The sequence below is a fragment of the Pseudoclavibacter sp. JAI123 genome, from assembly GCF_013409665.1.
Classification (GTDB): domain Bacteria; phylum Actinomycetota; class Actinomycetes; order Actinomycetales; family Microbacteriaceae; genus Pseudoclavibacter.
In genome coordinates, this window is the sequence record NZ_JACCCM010000001.1 from 1,333,047 (window position 1) to 1,347,187 (window position 14,141).

The following is a 14,141-nucleotide window of genomic DNA, read 5'->3' on the forward strand; positions in this document are numbered from 1 at the left end:
GGGCGGCGGGCACACACTGCCTGCCGGCGATGCGGTCCGCTCTGCAAATTCTGAAGGCTCGAGCGCGAGAATCCGAAGGCTCGGGCGAACGAACGCGACGACGCGTCGCGGATGGGATGAAACGTGGATCTCTTTGAGTACCAGGCGCGAGATGTATTCGACGCCCACGGTGTTCCAGTTCTCCAGGGACTCGTGGCCTACACGCCCGAGGAGGCGAAGGCCGCAGCCGAGAAGATCGGCGGCGTGACCGTCGTCAAGGCGCAGGTCAAGGTCGGCGGTCGAGGCAAGGCCGGCGGCGTCAAGCTCGCGAAGACCCCAGATGAGGCGTTCACCGCTGCGGAGGCCATCCTCGGCCTCGACATCAAGGGCCACATCGTCGAGAAGGTCATGATCGCGCAGGGTGCGGACATCGACCAGGAGTTCTACTTCTCCGTGCTCCTCGACCGTGCCAACCGCTCCTACCTCGCCATGGCGAGCGTTGAAGGCGGCATGGAGATCGAGCAGCTCGCTGTCGAGAAGCCTGAGGCCCTCGCGCGCATCGCCGTCGACCCCATCCGCGGCATCGACGCAGCCAAGGCGGAAGAGATCGCGCGCGCCGCGAACTTCCCAGAAGAGCTCGTCGCGAAGGTCGCCGACGTCTTCGTCAAGCTCTACGAGGTGTACAACCAGGAAGACGCGACGCTCGTCGAGGTCAACCCGCTGGTGCTCACCAAGGGCGGCGACATCGTCGCACTCGACGGCAAGGTCACGATCGACGAGAACGCTGAGTTCCGTCACGCCGACCACGTCGCGCTCGCCGAGGCGGCAGGCGGACTCGACCCGCTCGAGGTCAAGGCCAAGGCGCACGACCTCAACTACGTGAAGCTCGACGGCTCCGTCGGCATCATCGGAAACGGCGCAGGCCTCGTCATGTCGACGCTCGACGTCGTCGCTGGCGCAGGCGAGAAGCACGGCGGACAGAAGCCCGCCAACTTCCTGGACATCGGAGGCGGAGCATCCGCTGAGGTCATGGCCGCCGGCCTCGACGTCATCCTCGGCGACGAGCAGGTCAAGTCGGTCTTCGTGAACGTCTTCGGCGGCATCACGTCGTGCGACGCGGTCGCCAACGGCATCGTGGGCGCCCTCAACACGCTCGGCGACGCAGCCACCAAGCAGATCGTCGTCCGCATCGACGGCAACAACGTCGAGGAGGGCCGTCGCATCCTCGCCGAGGCGAACCACCCCCTCGTGACCGTCGTCGCCACCATGGACGAGGCAGCCGACAAGGCCGCCGAACTCGCCGCCCGCGCCTGAGTCGCCAGAAGAAAAGCAGAGAAGGAACAACAATGTCGATCTTCCTCGACGAGAACTCCAAGATCATCGTTCAGGGCATCACCGGCTCGGAGGGCTCCAAGCACGCCACGCGCATGCTCGAAGCCGGCTCCAACATCGTCGGCGGCACCAACCCTCGCAAGGCCGGGCAGACGCTCGAGCTCGCGGGCAAGGAACTCCCCATCTTCGGCACCGTGAAGGAGGCCATCGAGGCCACCGGCGCGAACGTCACCGTCATCTTCGTGCCGCCGGCCTTCGCCAAGGACGCCATCATCGAAGCCATCGACGCGGAGATCCCGCTGGCCGTGGCCATCACCGAGGGCATCCCGGTCAAGGACTCCTCCGAGGCCTGGTCGCACGCGCAGAGCGTCGGCAAGACCCGCCTCATCGGCCCGAACTGCCCCGGCATCATCTCGCCGGAGAAGTCGCTCGCCGGCATCACGCCCGCGAACATCACCGGTGCTGGCCCCATCGGCCTCGTCTCGAAGTCGGGCACGCTCACGTACCAGATGATGTACGAGCTCCGCGACCTCGGCATCTCGACCGCCATCGGCATCGGTGGCGACCCCGTCATCGGCACGACGCACATCGACGCCCTCGAAGCGTTCGAGGCTGACCCCGACACGAAGGCGATCGTCATGATCGGCGAGATCGGTGGCGACGCCGAAGAGCGTGCGGCCGAGTACATCAAGGCACACGTGACGAAGCCGGTCGTCGGCTACGTCGCAGGCTTCACGGCCCCCGAGGGCAAGACCATGGGCCACGCCGGCGCCATCGTCACCGGCTCCGCGGGAACCGCGCAGGCGAAGAAGGAGGCCCTCGAGGCCGCTGGCGTTCGCGTGGGCACGACGCCCACCGAGACGGCCAACCTCCTTCGCGAGGTCTACGCAGCGCTCTAGCGAGCGGCCGGGCGCCGCGAGGCGCCTCGCAACCAGCGCAGAGCATCGGCTCTGCACACGACGAAGTGGGCTGCAGTCACGTGGAAACACGGGCTGCAGCCCATTCGTCTCACCGCGACTCGACGCCCCCGCGTCGCGTCGCGCGCTTGAACTTCCGCCGGATTCACGCCGACGGGCCAGGATTCGAGACAGGACGCACGTGTCACGACCAGAGTCGGCCCCCGCACGACCGCCCGGTCACGCCGGCGCGCATCCGGGCGGGCATCCCGGGGCGCGCCCCGGCCCCCACCCAGGCGGGCGCCCCGCCGGAACACCAGGAGGCCATCCTGGGGGCCGGCCAGGCGGACACCCTGGCGGACACCCTGGTGCCGCGTCCGTCCCGCTGGACCCGCGCATCGTCGCGGCGACCCCGCGGTCCCGCGTCGCCGGGCCCCTCGCGCTCGGCTGGCTCCAGGCCCTCGCGCTGGCATGCGCGCTCCTGCTCGTCGGGCGCGTCCTCGACGGCGTTCTCGCGGGTGCGTCGCCGAGCGGGGGCGTCATCGGGCTGCTCGTGGTCCTGGTCCTCGTCGCCGCGGCCACCGCAGCGGGCTCGACGATCCTCGTCCAGCGCAGCAAGAGCACGACCGAACGTGACCTCCGTCGCCTCCTCGTCGGCGAGCTCTTCACCGTCGGGCCCCTGGCGCTCGGGAGGGAGCGCACGGGAGCGCTCGTGAGCACCGCCACCGCATCCGTCGAACGAGCAGCCGCCTACCGGGCGGGCTTCCTCGGGCCGATCATCGCCTCGCTGACCACGCCCCTCCTGGTGCTGCTTGTCATCGCGGTTGCGATCGACCCGCTCACCGCCGGGCTGCTGCTGCTGCTCGTCCCGCTCATCCCACTCATCATCATCGGCGTGCAGCGGGCGTTCCGCTCCTCGACCGGCGCCTACCGGCGCAGCGCCGCGCAGCTCTCCGCCGCGTTCCTCAACGCCATCCAGGGACTCACGACGCTCACCCTCAACCGCGCGGCGACGCGCGTCGGGGACGAGCTCCGGGTCCGCGGCGAGCAGAACCGGCGCAACGTCATGCGCCTGCTCGCAGGCAACCAGGTGCTGATCCTGGCCGTCGACGCCGTCTTCTCGCTCGCCATGATCACGGGCGCCGCCGCGCTCGCGGTGTGGCGCCTCGGCGACGGCGCGATCACGCCGGGGCAGGCAGTCGCGATCGTGCTTCTGTCGACCTTGCTGACAGGGCCGGTCGACATCGTCGGACAGTTCTTCTACATCGGCATGACGGGCCGGAGCGCCGAGCGGGAGCTGAGCGCCGCGATCGCCACGCGGCCGGGCAGGCCTGCAGAACGAACAGCGACAGGTGAGCCCGCAGCCGCGGGCGGACCCGCCGCCCTGGAACTTCGGGGCGTCACCGCGGGCTACGACCAGGCGCCGAACATCCTCACCGACTACTCGCTTCGCGTCGACGCCGGTGAGCGGATCGTCATCACAGGGCCAAGCGGTTCTGGAAAGTCGACGCTGCTGACCCTGGCCCAGGGGCTGCTCGCCCCTCGCGAAGGGAAGGTTCTCGTCGGTGGAGCGCCCGCCGGAAGCGCAGACGCCCGCGCCGAGCTCGCCGTCGTCGAGCAGAGCACGTTCCTCTTCACTGGCACCGTCGCGGAGAACCTGCGGGTCGCGAAGCCGGACGCAAGCGACGACGAGCTGTGGGCCGCGCTCGAAGCAGCTGAGCTGCGCGGCGACCTCGAGCGTGCGCCAGACGGACTCGCGACGCAGGTCGGCGAGAGCGGACTCGCGCTCTCCGGCGGCCAAGCGCAGCGCGTCGCGATCGCGAGGGCATTCCTCCGTGACGCGAGCGTGCTGCTCCTCGACGAGCCGACGGCCCAGGTGGACCTGCGCTCAGAGCGGCTCATCACGCGCGCATTGAGCAATCTTGCTGAGGGGCGGACCGTGATCATGGTGTCTCACCGGCCGACGAGCATCCTTGCGGCGAACCGCGTCGTGCGTCTCGGGTCCGTCGAACCCGACGCACACGCACCGGTCGATGCCCCACCCGTTGCATCCGCCGCGAGCGATGGTGCGGTGAGCCCGAAACCAGGGGGTTCCGCGAGCGTTGCCCGAACGGGGGAGCGCGCATGAACGCGGCGACGAACGTACAGCAGCCCCCAGCGGTTCCGCAGCAGTCCACCCCACAGCGGCCGAACAGGGGGCAGCTGGTCGCATGGCTGCTGCGTCAGACAGCGCCGTTGCTGTGGCCGCTCGCCCTGGCGACCGTGCTGCGGGTCGTCGGTCAGCTGGCCGGCATCGCGATCCTCGTCGTCGCGGTGATCGGCGTCTCCGGCGGGCTCTCGCTCTCGGCCACCGTCGTGACGATGGTCGGCCTCGCGCTGGCGAAGGCTGTGCTGCGCTACCTCGAGCAGTTCAGCGGACACTTCGTGGCGTTCGCCGCGCTCGCTCGACTGCGAGATCTCTTCTACGCCCGGCTCGCGCCTCAATCGCCCGCGGCCACGGAGGGAGCCGGCAGCGGGGAGCTCAGCGAGCGAGCCACGCGCGACATCGACCGCGTCGAAGTCTTCTTCGCCCACACCGCGCCGCCAGCCATCTCAGCGGTGCTCGTCCCGGGCATCGCCCTCACGTGGCTCGGCGTCACACAGGGGGTGGCACTCGCGCTCGTGATCGCCCCCTTCGTCGTGCTCGTCGTGCTCGTCGTCCCGGCGCTTGGTGGCCGCACGAGCTGGCGCGCCTCGCAGGAGGCCGTCGCCGCGAAGGGCGTCGTCGCCCAGCACGTGAGCGACTCCGTGCAGGGAGCCCGGGAGATTCTGGCCTTCGAGTATGCGGAAGCGCGCCTCGACGATCTGGATGCGCGGGGTGAGGCTGGTGCTCGCTCGTCGTCGCTCGCGTCCCGCATCTCCGCCGCGCGCGGCGCGCTTGTCGTCGTCCTCCAGTGGGGGTCCGTGCTCACGGCCCTCCTCATCGGAAGCTCGGCAGTGGTGGCCGGTGACCTGACCTGGTCGCAGCTGCTCGTCGCCCTCGCCGTCGCCATCGGCCTCTTCGTGCCGACCCGAGCCGTGGAGAGCTTCGTGACCGACCTCAACGCGTCGTTCGCAAGCGCCGCTCGCCTGTACGAGGTCATCGAACGGTCGCCGATCGTCACGGATGCACGCGCGCAGACGCGTGGAACTGGCCACGCCCATTCCGTCCGGGAGGAGCACCGCGAGCATCCGGTGGCCCTCGCCTTCGATGGAGTCACCTTCGCGTATCCGGCGGGAGTCGGCTCGGATCCAGAAGCCCTCGCCTCCGCCAACCGGGTCGTGCTCGACGACATCACCTTCGACCTGCGCACCGGCGAGCACCTGACGGTCGTCGGCCCCTCCGGAAGCGGCAAGTCGACGATCGCCTCCCTCGCCCTGCGATTCTGGGACCCACTCGGAGGGGTGGTCTCGCTCCGTCGCGACGCCGACGTCGCGCCAGAGCCGCTGCAGCACATCACGCTCGACGAACTGCGAACCCGTACGGCCCTCGTCCCGCAGCGTCCCTACCTGAGCGACGGCACGGTCGGCCAGAATGTGTCGCTCGCGAAGCCCGACGCGAGCGACGAGGAGATCCTCGCCGCGCTGCGCGTCGCAGCACTCGACGAGTGGGTGCTGCAGCAGCCGAAGGGTCTCGACACCCCCGTCAGGGAACGCGGCGGCGGGCTCTCCGGCGGACAACGCCAGCGCGTCGCGATCGCGCGAGCCGTGCTGGCCGACCCGCAGCTGCTGGTGCTCGATGAGGCGACCAGCGCGCTCGATGCGGCCACCGAGCAGACCGTCCGTGAGCGCCTCGCCGCGTGGGCCGCTGGACGTAGCATCCTCGAGATCAGCCACCGCATCGACACGCTCGGCGACACCGACCGGGTGCTCGTCCTCGACGCTGGCCGCATCGTCGAGGTCGGCTCGCCCGAGCGGTTGCGCCACGCGGGCGGCCCGTTCCAGCAGCTCCTCGAGCGCTGAGCAGCCGCGGCGGCATCGGCAGCTGCACCCCGTCTGCACGCCACTTCGCCGCTCCGCACGCCGCGCGCGCCCACGGGTCGCCGCTTGTCCTGACCAACATCAGTGCGATATCACCCCGATTCCGGCCTGAACGACCGATTCGGGCCGATATCGCACTGATGTTGGTCAGCTGCCCGCGGGATCGCCGCCGCGGGCCTGGCCAACTTGCGTGATGGATGGCGCCGCTGGGGCGTCTTCGCTCACCCGCGGGTTCAGCGATCCCGGAAGTTGGTCAGGCCGAGGCCGAGTCCGAGTCCGAGGCCGAGTCCGAGTCCGAGGCGGAGGCGGAGTCCGAGGCGGAGTTGAGGGCCTCGCCGGCCTGCTCTCGCAGCTCGAGCGCGATGAAGGCACCGATCATGGCGCGGTAGGTGGCCTCGACGACGTCGGGTGACGCGTCGGCCGACTCGGCAAGCGAGCGCACCTTGGAGATGACCTGCTCCACACGCGCCGGAGCGCGAACGGCGCCCTGCCCCTGCCCTCGTTTCGCGACGGCTGCACGCTCCACCCACCGCTGCCGCTGGCCGATGAGGGCGACGATCTGCGCGTCGAGGGAGTCGATCGCCGCGCGGATGCCGGTCATGTCCTGCGGGCCTGTTGATCCAGTCATTCCGGCAGGTTAGCGGCTATCGTCGGGGTGCTATGCCTCGCCCGATCACGTACTTGTACTCGGCCGTCGACGCGCTTGTCGCGGCCGCGGTCGGCCTCGGCGTCCCGCTGATCGCGGTCGTCGCGGTGCAGTTGGCGACGGCTGGCTTCGGCAGTGATTTCCTGGCTGGGTTCCAGTACGCGGCCGCCGTCTGGGCGCTCTCGCTCGGCGGCTTCGTGAACGCTGCGATCGACCCGAGCTCAGGCCTCCTGCCTGCTGGCAGCGAGGCGATTGCCTTCACGTTGCGGGTCATGCCGCTCGGCCTGACGCTCATCACCGTGTGGCTGGCTCGCGTGACGGGCGTGCGCATCCGTGCCGGTTCCGACATGGTCTGGCCGGGCCTGCTCTTCACGACCGCCGTCTTTTCAGCCTGCGCCGCCGGCGTCTCCATTGCGGCCACCGGTCGCGGCATCGACATCGGCGTCTGGCAGACCACGATCGTGGGCGCAGTCATCTTCCTCGGCTCCGCGTTCATCGGAGCCAGGGCCTGGCAGGTCGCCCCCATCGAAGCCGCCGTCTCGAGCCTCGAAACGCGCGGCCGCGCGCTCCTCACACAGGGTCTCCGGGCCGCCGGCATCATGATCACGGGCGTGCTTGGTGCTGGTGCGGTGCTCCTCGTCATCGCCGTGGTGGTGGGCCTCGCGAGCGTCCTGGCCCTGTTCCAATCGCTGCCGCTCGACGTGACCAGTGCGATCGTCGTGGGCCTGAGCCAGCTCGTGATCGCCGTCAACGGCGTCGTCTGGTCTGCGGCGTGGATGCTCGGCACCGGCTTCGCGCTCGGCACCGGCTCGAGTGTCACCCCGACCGAGACCCTGGTCGGCCCGATGCCGGTCGTGCCGCTCCTCGGTGCGATCTCCGCCTCGCCGCCGCTGCTCGCGATCTCCGTCATCGCGGTCCCCGTGCTCGTCGGCCTCGCGGCGATGGTCGGCGTACGGATGCACGCGCCAGCTGGTGCCGCGCGCGGGGTGTGGTCGCGCATCTCGGTCGCGCTTGTCGCCGCCGGTGTCGCCGCTGTCGCTATCGGGGTCCTGGCGCTCGCCGCGGGGGGCTCCGCCGGCCCCGGGCGGCTCGCCGACGTCGGGCCATTCCCGCTCCTCACTGGTGCGAGCGCCTTCGGGACGCTTGCGCTTGGCGCGCTGGTCGGCGCGCTTGTGCCGCTCTCGGCTGAGGAGTTCGACGACGACGCGGATGAGTCCGACCGCCGCCGCGATGCGCGGGAGAACGACGAGCCGGTGGACGCGACGTCGACGGCGAAGGCAACAGCAAAGACGAAGGCAGGGTCAAGGACAGCGAGTTCTCGCGCCAGTGCGAACGCCGCAAAGCGAGATGCGCCTGCAGGCGCATCGACTGCGCCGGCTTCGTCCGGGAAGGGCGCGAGCGGTGCGGCCAAGTCGTCGGCCGCGAAGCGTCGCTCGTCAAGGGACAGCGCCGACGAGCGCCCGTGGGTGGCTGACGCCGTCTCGAAGCGCTTCGAGGACCCGGGCGAGTCCGAGAAGAAGCCGGGGACCGCGCTCGAGGTGCGGGCCGACGACCCGCCGGCGGAACGCCAGACGTCGGAGATCCGCCGCGCGAAGCGGCTCAAGGTCGAGAACCCGCGCTACGACGACGAGCCCGACATCTACGCCGATATCGACATCGACGACTGACGAGCCCCGACCTGCGACGACTCTCGGGATGACGGGAATCGCCACTCGACTAGACTGACCCGGTGCTCAAGGTCGTTGTCCTCATCTCCGGCGCTGGTTCGAACCTGCGTGCGCTGCTCGAGGCACTCCAGGCATCTGCCGCTTCCGCTTGGCCCATCGGGGCCGAGGTCGTCGCGATCGGCGCGGACACGCAGGCCGCTGGCCTCGCGCTCGCGGAGGAGTTCCGCATCCCGTCGTTCGTCGTGCGGCCGAAGGACTTCGCCGACAGGGCGGCCTGGGGTGAGGAACTGCTGGCGCAGATACAGCGATTCGAGCCCGACCTGACGCTGCTCTCGGGGTTCATGCGCCTCGTGCCGCCTGCCGTGGTGGATGCGCTCGCCCCGCGCCTGCTGAACACCCACCCCGCGTACCTGCCCGAGTTCCCCGGTGCCCACGCCGTGCGCGACGCGCTCGAGGCCGGCGTCGCCGAGACGGGCGCCTCCATCATCGTCGTCGACAACGGTGTCGACACCGGACCGATCATCGATCGCGTCCGCATCCCCGTGCTCCCCGGTGACACCGAGGAGCTGCTTCACGACCGCATCAAGGTCGTGGAGCGCCGTCTGCTGGAAGACACCGTCAGAGGCGTCGCCTCCGGCGAAATCGCACTCGAGGAAAGAGCCACCGCATGAGCACCCCCGCCTCCCACGGACCTTCCCACGGGTCGCTGACGACCCTCGAGCGCATCGAGCCGAAGCGCGCGCTCGTCTCCGTGAGCGACAAGAGCGGCCTCACCGAGCTCGCGGCTGGCTTGAAAGCCGCCGGGGTCGAGATCGTCTCGACGGGGTCGACCGCGAAGACCATCCGTGAGGCCGGCTTCGAGGTCACCGACGTGCAGCAGGTGACGGGGTTCCCCGAATCGCTGGACGGCCGCGTGAAGACCTTGCACCCCGGGGTGCACGCCGGCATCCTCGCCGACCGCCGCATCGACGACCACGTCCGCCAGCTCGAGGAGCTCGGCATCGCCCCGTTCGAGCTCATCGTCGTCAACCTGTACCCGTTCGTGGAGACGGTGGCGTCAGGGGCGGATGCGCCCGCGATCATCGAGCAGATCGACATCGGCGGGCCAGCGCTCGTGCGCGCGTCGGCGAAGAACTTCGCGAACGCCACGATCGTCACGTCTCCTGGGGACTACGCCAAGGTGCTCGAGGAGATCCAGGGCGGCGGCGTCACGCTGTCGACGCGTCGCGCGCTCGCGGCGGCCGCGTTCCAGCACACCTCGAGCTACGACCAGGCGGTCGGCGCATGGTTCGTATCCCACATCGCAGAGGTCGGGGGAGCAGAGGCCGGGGACGGATCGATGCTGGCCACCGCCTCGGACACGCTTCCGGATTCGTTCACGCTCCAGGGCACGCAGCTCGCGACGCTGCGGTACGGCGAGAACTCGCACCAGGTCGCCGCCGTCTACGGCCGCGCCGACGGTCGGGGAACCGCCCAGGCTGAGCAGCTCCACGGCAAGGAGATGTCGTACAACAACTTCGTCGACGCGGATGCGGCGCTTCGCGCGGCGTTCGATCACGCCGCGCCAGCCGTCGCCATCATCAAGCACGCCAACCCCTGCGGCATCGCCGTGGCACCGGAAGGGCTCGCACCCGCTGAGGCAATCGCCGAGGCACACCGTCGCGCCCACGCCTGCGACCCGGTCAGCGCGTATGGCGGCGTGGTCGCTGCGAACCGCGAGGTGTCGCTCGAGATGGCGCAGACGCTCTCCAAGATCTTCACCGAGGTCGTCATCGCTCCGAGCTTCGCGCCGGAGGCGCTCGAGGTGCTGAGCGCGAAGAAGAACATCCGTCTCCTGCAGCTCCCGGCGAACCCCGCCCTCGAGGAGCGCGAGGTGCGGCAGATCTCCGGCGGCTTCCTCGTGCAGAGCGCGGATCGCTTCGAGCCGAACGCGTCGCTCATCGAGGGATGGACGCTCGTGGCGGGTGCGCCTGCCGCAGGTCAGGCCGTCGAGGACCTCGAGTTCGCGTGGCGAGCATGCCGCGCCGTGAAGTCGAACGCGATCCTCCTCGCCTCAGACGGAGCCTCCGTGGGTGTCGGGATGGGCCAGGTCAACCGCGTCGACTCCTGCCACCTCGCCGTCTCGCGCGCGGGGGAGCGCGCCGCCGGATCCGTCGCGGCGTCCGACGCGTTCTTCCCCTTCGCGGACGGCCTCGAAGTGCTGCTTGAAGCTGGCGTGAGCGCCGTCGTCCAGCCGGGTGGGTCCATCCGCGACGAGGAGGTCATCGCCGCCGCAGAGAAGGCAGGCGTCACGATGTACTTCACGGGCGAGCGCCACTTCTTCCACTGACCCGCGCCGATCTGCGTGTCGCGCAGGTCCGCCCGAACCCGCATCCGACTTCCACGAGAGCAGCAATTGAGCACCAACACCTCCCAACCCGTCACCCGCGTGAGCCAGCTCGACGGCGGAACACGCTTCAACGCGGCGCTCGTGAGCGCCATGGGGGTTGCACTGGCGACGCTCCTCACCTGCCTGGTCGTGATGAACGAGCGCGACCTGACCCTCGTCCTCTCGCCGTTCACCACCCTGAGCAACACGTTCGACTTCTACTCGCTGCCGGTGCTGGTTCTGCTGTTCCTCGTCACGCTCGTCGGCTGGCTCGGCTGGCTCAGGAACTGGTGGATCGCCGCGATCGCCGGGTTCGTGCTGGCGCTGATCGCTGGCACGGTCGGGTACGTCGTGCGGCTCGCGACGGGCGGTGCCGACTTCACTGGCGAGACCTGGTCGGCGATCTTCATGGAGTTCTTCGGACTCAACTTCGTGTTCCTCGTGTCCGCCACGGTGTACACGGCCATCATCGGGCCCGCCCTGTTCCGTCGGCAGGTCGCCGACATGCTCCGGGATGTGTCCGGGCGGGTCGCGCACGCCGGGGAGCTCCGACGGTTCTCCGAGTCGAACAGCAAGCTCGCACTCGTGCGCATCCCCGCCGCGAACCCGCAGGACGCCCAGGTCACGTTCCAGGAGCGAGCCGAGGTCGATCGGGATCGCGCCAACGAGCAGTGGGAGTCCTATGTGGCGCTGCTCGATGAGCACGGCTGGGAGACGCGCGAGGTCCCTGCGGCCGAGACCATGCCGGATTCGGTCTTCACCGAGGACCAGGTGATCGTGCTAGGTGAGGTCGCGATTCTGGGTCGCAGCGGTGCGGCGTCCCGGCGCGCCGAGCTGCCCGGCGTGCGCGCGGCGCTCGCCGAGACCGAGCTCGTCACGATGGAGATCGAGGCCCCGGCGACGTTGGATGGCGGCGACGTGCTCCTGGCTGGCGACACGGTCTATGTGGGTGCCTCCACGCGCACCAACGCGGAGGGCATCCGCGCGCTCCGCGAGATCGCGCTCGACCTCGGCTACCGGGTCGTCGCGGTGCCCATCAGGGGTGCCCTGCACCTGAAGACCGTCGCGACGGCGCTGCCGGACGGCACCGTCATCGCGTGGACGCCGGCCCTCGAGCAGCCGTCGCTCTTCGGCGGCTACATCGAGGCACCAGAGCTGCTGGGAGCCAGCGTCCTGCCGCTCGACTCCGAGACCGTTCTCGTGTCAGCGGCCGCCCCGGCGACCGCGAAGCTCGTGAAGCGCCTCGGCTACAGTGTCGTGTCCCTCGACATCTCGGAGTTCGAGAAGCTCGAGGGCGGCGTCACCTGCCTCTCGGCCCGCGCCTACTAGGCGGAAGCCGAGGGCGGCGGCACAGCTCGAGCTCGCGTCAGCGAATCACGGCATCGGCCCGCGTCACAGCGAGCCGGTGCCGTGGTCGTTGAGCACGCGCTCACCGATCGTCTCCCCGTACTGCGTCTCACCCGTGACGACGAAGCCCAGGCTCCGGAAGAAATCTCCCGGCCCCAGGTCGCCCTCTTCCCAGATGGTCGTCACCTTGTCGAACCCGCGGCGTGCGGCCTCGTCGAGGATCGCCGTGACGGCGAACGACCCGACGCCGCGGCGCTGGAAGTCCGCGTCGACGTTCATGCGCATGATCGTGGCCCTGAACAGCTCGTCGGGGGCGTCCTCATCGAAGTTCGCCATGATGAAGCCCACGACCCGACCGTCGAGCACCACGACCCTCGGCCACGACGTCGTCTGGTTGACGTAGGCCTCCGAGATCGAGTGCGAGACGGGCGCGACGAACGCCTCCTGGCCTGGTTTCAGCGTGAGCGTGTTGGCGGCGACGATGTTGTCGGCGGACAGCTCTTCGATATACAGCTCGCTCATGGATGCAGAGTAGCGGTCCGTCTGAGTATTTCTCCGAATGCGTCCCCGGTAGGCTGGAGGCAAACCGCGCGCAGAAGGAGGACTTTATGGCGAAGATCAAGGTCGAAGGAACGGTTGTCGAGCTCGACGGCGACGAGATGACCCGCATCATCTGGCAGAAGATCAAAGACACGCTCATCCACCCGTACCTCGACGTGAACCTCGAGTACTACGACCTGGGCATCGAGAAGCGCGACGAGACCGACGACCAGATCACGGTCGACGCGGCTCACGCGATCCAGAAGCACGGCGTCGGCATCAAGTGCGCGACGATCACTCCAGACGAGGCACGCGTCGAGGAGTTCGGCCTCAAGCAGATGTGGCGCTCCCCGAACGGCACCATCCGCAACATCCTGGGCGGCGTCATCTTCCGTGAGCCCATCATCATCTCGAACATCCCGCGCCTCGTGCCGGGCTGGAACAAGCCCATCATCGTCGGCCGCCACGCGTTCGGCGACCAGTACCGGGCTACCGACTTCCGCTTCGCCGGCGAGGGCAAGCTCACGGTCGAGTTCACGCCGGACGACGGCTCCGAGCCGCAGAAGTTCGAGGTCTTCCACTCGCCGGGCGACGGAATCGCCCAGGTGCAGTACAACCTCGACGCGTCGATCACCGACTTCGCTCGCGCGTCGCTCAACTACGGACTCACGCGCGGCTACCCCGTGTACCTGTCGACGAAGAACACGATCCTGAAGAAGTACGACGGTCGCTTCAAGGACATCTTCCAGGAGATCTTCGAGGCCGAGTTCAAGGACAAGTTCGAGGCTGCCGGCATCACGTACGAGCACCGCCTCATCGACGACATGGTCGCGGCGTCGCTCAAGTGGGAGGGCGGCTACGTCTGGGCCTGCAAGAACTACGACGGCGACGTGCAGTCGGACACCGTCGCGCAGGGCTTCGGCTCGCTCGGGCTCATGACGAGCGTGCTCACGACGCCCGACGGCAAGGTCGTCGAGGCTGAGGCCGCGCACGGCACGGTCACGCGCCACTACCGTCAGCACCAGCAGGGCAAGCCGACGTCGACGAACCCGATCGCCTCGATCTACGCCTGGACGCGCGGCCTCGCGCACCGCGGCAAGCTCGACGGCAACCAGGACCTCATCGACTTCACGCAGGCCCTCGAAGAGGTGGTCATCGAGACCGTCGAGTCCGGCAAGATGACGAAGGACCTCGCCGCGCTCGTCGGTGAGGGAACCCCGTACCAGACGACCGACGACTTCATGAACTCGATCGCCGAGAACCTCGCCGCACGAGTGTCCGCGTAGGCGACATCACGGCACAGGGGCTCTCGCCTCACAAGCCCCGCATCCTGCTTTGGCAGGGTGCGGGGCTTCTGCGTGCGGCTG

The 14,141-nt window shown here is 69.3% G+C and carries 11 protein-coding genes; 9 read left to right on the forward strand and 2 right to left on the reverse strand.

What is annotated here, in order from left to right:
- Nucleotides 1-123 precede the first annotated feature (123 nt).
- The 4 genes from sucC (at nucleotide 124) to HDC34_RS06320 (ending at nucleotide 6,188) form a co-directional block, all read left to right on the forward strand.
- Entirely contained in the window at nucleotides 124-1,293 is a 1,170-nt protein-coding gene (gene sucC / locus HDC34_RS06305) for an ADP-forming succinate--CoA ligase subunit beta (protein ID WP_104312680.1), read from the forward strand.
- A gap of 32 nt (nucleotides 1,294-1,325) precedes the next feature.
- Nucleotides 1,326-2,210 (forward strand): succinate--CoA ligase subunit alpha, encoded by an 885-nt coding sequence (gene sucD, locus HDC34_RS06310; RefSeq protein ID WP_068479974.1) that lies wholly within the window; start codon nucleotides 1,326-1,328, stop codon nucleotides 2,208-2,210.
- Between the two features lie 199 nt (nucleotides 2,211-2,409).
- Nucleotides 2,410-4,335: an ABC transporter ATP-binding protein gene (locus HDC34_RS06315; protein ID WP_179556271.1), complete on the forward strand. Its 1,926-nt coding sequence runs from the start codon at nucleotides 2,410-2,412 to the stop codon at nucleotides 4,333-4,335.
- Entirely contained in the window at nucleotides 4,332-6,188 is a 1,857-nt protein-coding gene (locus HDC34_RS06320; RefSeq protein ID WP_179556272.1) for an ABC transporter ATP-binding protein, read from the forward strand. Before HDC34_RS06315 ends, HDC34_RS06320 begins: the two co-directional genes overlap by 4 nt.
- A gap of 271 nt (nucleotides 6,189-6,459) precedes the next feature.
- Here the strand turns inward: HDC34_RS06320 and HDC34_RS06325 are convergent, their stop codons facing one another.
- Nucleotides 6,460-6,834, reverse strand: coding sequence for a chorismate mutase (locus HDC34_RS06325; RefSeq protein ID WP_179556273.1), 375 nt, complete (start codon nucleotides 6,832-6,834; stop codon nucleotides 6,460-6,462).
- Between the two features lie 32 nt (nucleotides 6,835-6,866).
- Between HDC34_RS06325 and HDC34_RS06330 the strand changes: the two genes are divergently transcribed.
- The 4 genes from HDC34_RS06330 (at nucleotide 6,867) to HDC34_RS17740 (ending at nucleotide 12,216) form a co-directional block, all read left to right on the forward strand.
- Nucleotides 6,867-8,519, forward strand: coding sequence for a DUF6350 family protein (locus tag HDC34_RS06330; protein WP_179556274.1), 1,653 nt, complete (start codon nucleotides 6,867-6,869; stop codon nucleotides 8,517-8,519).
- Nucleotides 8,520-8,581: 62 nt separating this feature from the next.
- On the forward strand, nucleotides 8,582-9,190 hold the full coding sequence (purN, locus tag HDC34_RS06335; RefSeq protein WP_179556275.1) for a phosphoribosylglycinamide formyltransferase: 609 nt from the start codon (nucleotides 8,582-8,584) through the stop codon (nucleotides 9,188-9,190).
- Entirely contained in the window at nucleotides 9,187-10,848 is a 1,662-nt protein-coding gene (gene purH / locus HDC34_RS06340; RefSeq protein ID WP_179556276.1) for a bifunctional phosphoribosylaminoimidazolecarboxamide formyltransferase/IMP cyclohydrolase, read from the forward strand. The genes purN and purH overlap by 4 nt, the downstream gene beginning before the upstream one ends.
- Nucleotides 10,849-10,914: 66 nt before the next feature.
- Nucleotides 10,915-12,216, forward strand: a complete 1,302-nt coding sequence (locus tag HDC34_RS17740) for a dimethylarginine dimethylaminohydrolase family protein (RefSeq protein ID WP_257023084.1) — start codon at nucleotides 10,915-10,917, stop codon at nucleotides 12,214-12,216.
- Between the two features lie 63 nt (nucleotides 12,217-12,279).
- Here HDC34_RS17740 and HDC34_RS06350 read toward each other — a convergent pair whose 3' ends face one another.
- Complete coding sequence (locus HDC34_RS06350; RefSeq protein WP_104312673.1) at nucleotides 12,280-12,756, reverse strand: GNAT family N-acetyltransferase; 477 nt, start codon at nucleotides 12,754-12,756, stop codon at nucleotides 12,280-12,282.
- 86 nt (nucleotides 12,757-12,842) lie between these two features.
- Here HDC34_RS06350 and HDC34_RS06355 point away from each other — a divergent pair, with 86 nt between their 5' ends.
- Complete coding sequence (locus HDC34_RS06355) at nucleotides 12,843-14,060, forward strand: NADP-dependent isocitrate dehydrogenase (protein WP_104312672.1); 1,218 nt, start codon at nucleotides 12,843-12,845, stop codon at nucleotides 14,058-14,060.
- Nucleotides 14,061-14,141: the final 81 nt, after the last annotated feature.

Excerpts from the sequence above, each read along its gene's own strand:
- sucD (WP_068479974.1), top strand. The coding sequence starts at position 1,326 with ATGTCGATCTTCCTCGACGAGAACTCCAAGATCATCGTTCAGGGCATC.
- HDC34_RS06320 (WP_179556272.1), top strand. The coding sequence starts at position 4,332 with ATGAACGCGGCGACGAACGTACAGCAGCCCCCAGCGGTTCCGCAGCAG.
- HDC34_RS06325 (WP_179556273.1), bottom strand. The coding sequence starts at position 6,834 with ATGACTGGATCAACAGGCCCGCAGGACATGACCGGCATCCGCGCGGCG.
- HDC34_RS06330 (WP_179556274.1), top strand. The coding sequence starts at position 6,867 with ATGCCTCGCCCGATCACGTACTTGTACTCGGCCGTCGACGCGCTTGTC.
- purH (WP_179556276.1), top strand. The coding sequence starts at position 9,187 with ATGAGCACCCCCGCCTCCCACGGACCTTCCCACGGGTCGCTGACGACC.
- HDC34_RS06350 (WP_104312673.1), bottom strand. The coding sequence starts at position 12,756 with ATGAGCGAGCTGTATATCGAAGAGCTGTCCGCCGACAACATCGTCGCC.
- HDC34_RS06355 (WP_104312672.1), top strand. The coding sequence starts at position 12,843 with ATGGCGAAGATCAAGGTCGAAGGAACGGTTGTCGAGCTCGACGGCGAC.